The following is a 542-nucleotide window of genomic DNA, read 5'->3' as shown; positions in this document are numbered from 1 at the left end:
TTTTTGGTGGAAGACGGTCTGCTGATGAACATCATTGACGAAAACGGCAAAAACGCACGCGCCATCACCGAAACAGGCAAAGCAAAGGGCATCATAGCAGTAGAACGCACATTGGAAGACGGCAAAAGATACTTCACACCATTTTATCCGCCGGAGGTGCAGGCGTATATTTTGATGCGAGTTATGAATTATGAGTTATGAGTTATTTTCGTACCTTTGCACCCATAATTTGTAACTCATAACTCATAACTAATTTGTATTCAGTAGAAAATTTAACAGTGGCATTCGGCGGATTTACGCTTTTAGACCACATTGGGTTTGTGGTGGATAAGAAAGACCATATCGCGCTGGTGGGCAAGAATGGGGCGGGCAAGAGCACGCTCCTTAAAATATTTGCGGGCAAACAGGAGCCGACCGAAGGGCACGTTTCCATTCCCAAAACGGCGACTGTTGGCTATCTGCCGCAGACGATGCAACTCTCCGACCATCGCACCGTGCGCGAGGAAGCCGGGTTGGGGTTTGAAAATATCATCAAAATGGAG

At 46.9% G+C, this 542-nt stretch carries 2 protein-coding genes; both read left to right on the top strand.

What is annotated here, in order from left to right; translation table 11 throughout:
• The coding region (locus tag ASC50_RS03655; RefSeq protein ID WP_226995375.1) for a hypothetical protein at nucleotides 1–201 on the top strand (201 nt) is incomplete at its 5' end.
• A gap of 53 nt (nucleotides 202–254) precedes the next feature.
• On the top strand, nucleotides 255–542 hold a 288-nt coding region (locus ASC50_RS03650), incomplete at its 3' end, for an ATP-binding cassette domain-containing protein (RefSeq protein WP_158648377.1).

It is taken from the genome of Candidatus Symbiothrix dinenymphae (assembly GCF_001431085.1).
Note: the sequence above shows the minus strand (reverse complement) of the source record. Positions and strands in the feature narration are given on the sequence as shown.